This window comes from Dietzia sp. B44, from assembly GCF_014145245.1.
GTDB lineage: Bacteria > Actinomycetota > Actinomycetes > Mycobacteriales > Mycobacteriaceae > Dietzia > Dietzia natronolimnaea.
The window spans coordinates 707-5,080 of the sequence record NZ_JAALEF010000506.1 but is presented as its reverse complement, the minus strand read 5'-3'; the positions used below and the strand labels follow the sequence as shown (position 1 = coordinate 5,080).

Here is a 4,374-nt window from a genome sequence, read left to right as displayed (position 1 = left end):
TTACACCACTCTATGGGGCACTACTGTCCCCTTAGCGGCGTAGTAGTCCGACAGGGCCATGCCTTGCGGGTCGGCGTCGTGAGTGGCGACCGAGCGCAGCAGGTACTGGTATCCAGTACCCGCATGGACCGCCCGCAGACTCATCACATACGCCAGCGTATGCGGCCCGTAACGGCCGCGTCTACGCGCCAGCACGCGCGCAGCGCTGACCAGCGGTTTTCCCTCCTTCACTGAGAGTGCCTACTGTGTGTGGCTGTTTAATCGAGCGGTAGCGGGTGCTCAGTCTGGCCACAACGGTGGCGGCTCTACGGGGGACGGAATGAGCGACGCGGTGGCCGATGGGGGAGTGGTTGCTGCTCGCGGGTGTCGTAGGAGTGCTCTAGGGTTTGGTCCATGGCTGCTACGAAGACTGATTCGCGTTCCCAGACCGCCCGGGCCCGTGCCCGCCAAGCCATGGCTGACGAGCTCGAGCGGGCGCGCAAGCGCGAGTCCAAGCTAGTGGCGGTGTTCTCCGCGATCGACGCCCGCGCCGACGCAGAGGCTGCCCTAGGGGAGGCGCTGATCGAGCTGAAGGGCCTCGGGGTCGCGCAAGCAGACCTGGCCGAGATGACTGGACTGTCCGCCCGCGAGGTCGGCGCCGCGATCCGCGCCGCGAAGGACCGCACCGTCACCGGGGAAGGAACACCGGAGACCACTGACGAGCAGGCGTCGGACACGGCCTCGGACCACAACGGTGCCGAGCCACACTGACCCGCGCACCAGTCCCGCAGACGTGGACATTCCTCTGCCAGGCCTGGACCTGATTCCGGCGCCTGCCCCCTCGGCCGCGGCGCGGCGGTCTCGTCCCTACAGTTCGACACTGCCGCCCACCCAGGCGGCGATCGACGCGTTCTGGTCCCGGGTCGTCAAAGCGCCCGGGGACGGGTGCTGGTTCCTGATCTCAGCGATCAGCGGCGTCGACGGGTATACACGCCTGACGTGGAGATCGGGTGGGATCAGTCGAACCGAGTCCGGGCACCGATTCGCACTCCTGCTCGCCGGCCAACTGGACGATGGCGTGGTGGCCGAACACCGCTGCAACGAACCCCTGTGCGTACGCGTCGACCCGGGGCATGTCGTCGCCTCTACCCAGTCAGCAAACCTGCGCTACGCCGTCGCGTGCGGTCGCACCGGCGCCATCCGCAACCCCGACCAACACACCAACCGCCACGCCCGATCCCTAGCCGTGCGAGACGCACTCGCCGGCGGCTGGGACGCGCGCGCCTACGCCCGCGCCTGTGGCAACGCCGCGCCCCTCGACACACCCTCACTGTTCTAGAGCCTGGGGAGTACAGTCGCTCGCAGTAGTGGCCTCGCCGACGGCGGGGCCTTTCTTTTTGGCGGCTCCGGATGTGTCAGCGGGCCGCTGTTTGTCGACGTTGGCGGCGCAGCTGCCAGTACCGCGGGATCGTCCATCGCAGCGGGGTCCTATCGATCACCCACAGCGCTATCGCCGACCGATAGCGCACGCCCGTGTCGCACCGCGAACGACCAATGACCCACGAACCACGCCAACAGCCCCAGCGCCGCGACCGTCGGCGCCCACGTACGGCCTTGCAGCACACCGAGCAGCCCAATCACTGCGCAGAACCCACCGGCCCCACGCGCGACCGGAGGCACGGCCAAGGCGCCGGCAGCGACCACCGCGGTAGCCTGCAGCGCCGTCGTCAGATCCCACATCGGGACTCCTCCTTGCCGCCCGTCTGCTCGCAGCAGAGCACCCATTCGTGGGCGCGGCTCGTGCCGACCTGTTTTCGGTTGACCTGCTGTCAGTGTGACTTCTCCCCCCGACAGTCAGTGCCCCACGTGCCCTGGCGAGCTCCGCTAGGACTCGCCCGGATGTTCCGGCGTGCGGGCGGCCTCGCGCAGCGAATCCAGCACCTCCCGCAGTGTGTCTGAGGTTGCCTCCGCCCGGACCCGTGCCCGGTCGGACTCCTCGGCCTTGGTGCGTGCGACGGCGGCGTCCTGGCGCGTTTCCTCGAGCTGGCCGCGCAGCTGCTCGAGCTCGTCGCGCATTCCCTCGAGCTCGCCGAGTGCTCGGTCGCGGGATGCGACCGCATCGTCCCGCTCTGCAGCAGCCTGCTCGGCCGCCTCCAGGGCGTGGGCCTCACCCGCGCGAGCAGCATCGAGCGCGACCGCCGTGGCCTCATCCGCCTGCTCCGCGGCCCGCTTCCACGCCGCAGCCCACACCGAGGCCACCATCGCCGACATCGCCTCCGACAGATCCGGAGCCTCGGGCACGTCCCCAGCAGCGCCGGTGGCGTGTTCACGCATCCACGCGGCCACCTCACCGATGCGCACCCCCGCTTCACGCTGCACGCTGCGCACGGTGACCTTGTCCCCTCGCGCGACGAGCACCCCATAGGCCCTGGCGATCTTCTCCGACGTCGACATAGCCATCTCCCCTCCGAATCGGTAACGGGTAACCGGAAACGTTTTCCGTTACCTATGTTACCCGCCTGTGGCGTCCGGCGGGATAGTGCTCGCCCGGATATCGCCGGCGAGCGGGCGCTGCGGCGGGTCGTCGGCGCCCAGGGCCCAGGCGACGACCCGAAGGCGATTCTGCCCAGAGGGAGGGGAGCGCCGGCTATCGGCGGTCAGGTTGTAGGTATCCAAGACGGCGGCCAGGGCGGTGTTGCCCGCCGGCGGGGCCACGGTAATCCCGGTGATTCCTCGTTCCCACAGCGACACCGGGATGTGGGAGCCCAGGTACGTGACTGGCGGTCGTGTGGCCAGTGAGTGGTGGTCGCTCGTGAGCGGGCTGTCGGGTGGGGCCGTGGGTGCGCGCTTACCAGTTCTTGGTGGGGTCCATGACGCGGGCGCGCGAGTGGCCGCGGATGCGGAAGCTGGGGTGGGCGAGTCCCTCGTTGACGAGGCGGCGGCCGACGTCGAGGGTGGCGGCGAGTTGATCGTCGGTGAGTGCCATGCGGTCATTGCGCAGGGTCAGGGAGACGACGCCGTTCCATGCGCCCCAGAGGAAGAGCGCGGTTTCTTTCGGCGGGTAGTCGGGCGAGGCCTCGCCCGTGGCGATGGCGCTTTCGAGGTGTGCTTGGAACCGGCCGAGGATCTCGTCGAGGCGGTCGCCGACTTGTTGGCTCAGCTCGTGGGCGCTGGCGGAGAGGCCGGAACCGTGGCCGTCGAAGGCGAGGAAGCGGAACGACCCGCGGTGGTCCAGGTAGAACCGCAGGTACACGTCGCTGGCGGCGATGACCTGCTCGAGGGGCGAGTACTCGGGACGGAGGGCCTCGTCGAGGTAGGTGCTGAACCGGGTCAGCGCGCGGTCGGCGAGGGCGAGCAGGATGCCGTCCTTGCTGCCGAAGTACTTGTAGAGCGCGCCCACTGACATGTCCGAGTCCTCGGCGATCTGCTCCATCCGGACGTTGCGCTGCCCGGAGACGAACGCCCGCTCGGCGGCGTCGAGGATGCGCTCGCAGTTCTGCGCGCGGCGCTTAACCATCCGGGGGCTGCGCCGCGGGGGCGCGCTTGCCGACTCGGTCACCTCCCGGATGCTACCGGGTCGAGGCCCCCCCGGCCCGTGAACGAGATTCACTAGGGAATATTCGTTGACAAAGTGGGTCGGGCGTTCCAGACTGGGTCACGAACGTGGCCGACGTCACAGTGGCGTCGAGGACGGCCACTCCACCGAGAAGAGGCGCGCCGACCCACGTAGAGACGGACGCACGAGGCGCCCGCCGCGGCCGTCTGAGCCCAGGGAAAGAAGCGTGACAAGAAGGCCACTGAGCCTGCGCTGACCAACGGAAAACTCAACGGGCCAAAGGACGTCAAATACTACGTATCAGGAGTTCACTATGGCAGTTGTAACCTTTGTCTCCCACGACGGCGAGGAGCACGAGGTGCCCTTGGAGGAGGGGCAGTCACTCATGCGGATCGCCGTCAACAACGCGGTGCCCGGGATTGACGCTGACTGCGGAGGCGAAGCCGCGTGCGGCACGTGTCATGTCATCGTTGATCCGCAATGGTCCGACGTGGTGGGCCTCTCGGGAGCAAGTGAAGAAGAGATGCTCTCAATGAACCCCGAACGGCTGCCGACCTCCCGACTGTCGTGCCAGATGACCGCGTCCGCGGATTGGGACGGCCTTACCGTCCAGGTGCCAGAGTTCCAGATGTAACGACGTTCCAGATGTAACGACGAAAGACAAGGTGAGACACGTGAAGGTTTCCGATACGATCGGCGACAAGGTTCAGTCGGCCATCCCGATGGATCTGCAGATCCGGGGCGCCCATCTGTACGACAGGACTCGGCGCTGGGTGACAAGGACGAATGGGAAGAAGCTCTTCGTAGAGAAGCCCATCCCCCCCGTCGAGGACGTCGAA

At 67.7% G+C, this 4,374-nt stretch carries 5 protein-coding genes; 3 read left to right on the top strand and 2 right to left on the bottom strand.

The features are described 5' to 3' along the window. The first annotated feature begins 393 nt into the window (after positions 1 to 393). Both G6017_RS15185 and G6017_RS17055 read left to right on the top strand, forming a co-directional pair. Positions 394 to 750, top strand: coding sequence for a hypothetical protein (locus G6017_RS15185; RefSeq protein ID WP_241731593.1), 357 nt, complete (start codon positions 394 to 396; stop codon positions 748 to 750). A 310-nt stretch (positions 751 to 1,060) separates the two neighbouring features. Then, the gene (locus G6017_RS17055) at positions 1,061 to 1,318 is read left to right on the top strand and encodes a hypothetical protein (protein WP_241731592.1); all 258 of its coding nucleotides are present in this window, start codon (positions 1,061 to 1,063) and stop codon (positions 1,316 to 1,318) included. 545 nt (positions 1,319 to 1,863) lie between these two features. On the opposite strand, the gene G6017_RS15175 is transcribed toward G6017_RS17055, so the two are convergent. Then, positions 1,864 to 2,439 carry a DNA-binding protein gene (locus G6017_RS15175; protein ID WP_241731591.1) on the bottom strand — a complete coding sequence of 192 codons (576 nt, stop codon included), beginning with the start codon at positions 2,437 to 2,439 and terminating at the stop codon, positions 1,864 to 1,866. A 388-nt stretch (positions 2,440 to 2,827) separates the two neighbouring features. Beyond that, complete coding sequence (locus G6017_RS15170; protein ID WP_146776291.1) at positions 2,828 to 3,538, bottom strand: TetR/AcrR family transcriptional regulator; 711 nt, start codon at positions 3,536 to 3,538, stop codon at positions 2,828 to 2,830. 310 nt (positions 3,539 to 3,848) lie between these two features. Between G6017_RS15170 and G6017_RS15165 the strand changes: the two genes are divergently transcribed. After that, positions 3,849 to 4,169, top strand: coding sequence for a 2Fe-2S iron-sulfur cluster-binding protein (locus tag G6017_RS15165; protein ID WP_182618092.1), 321 nt, complete (start codon positions 3,849 to 3,851; stop codon positions 4,167 to 4,169). Positions 4,170 to 4,374 lie beyond the last annotated feature (205 nt).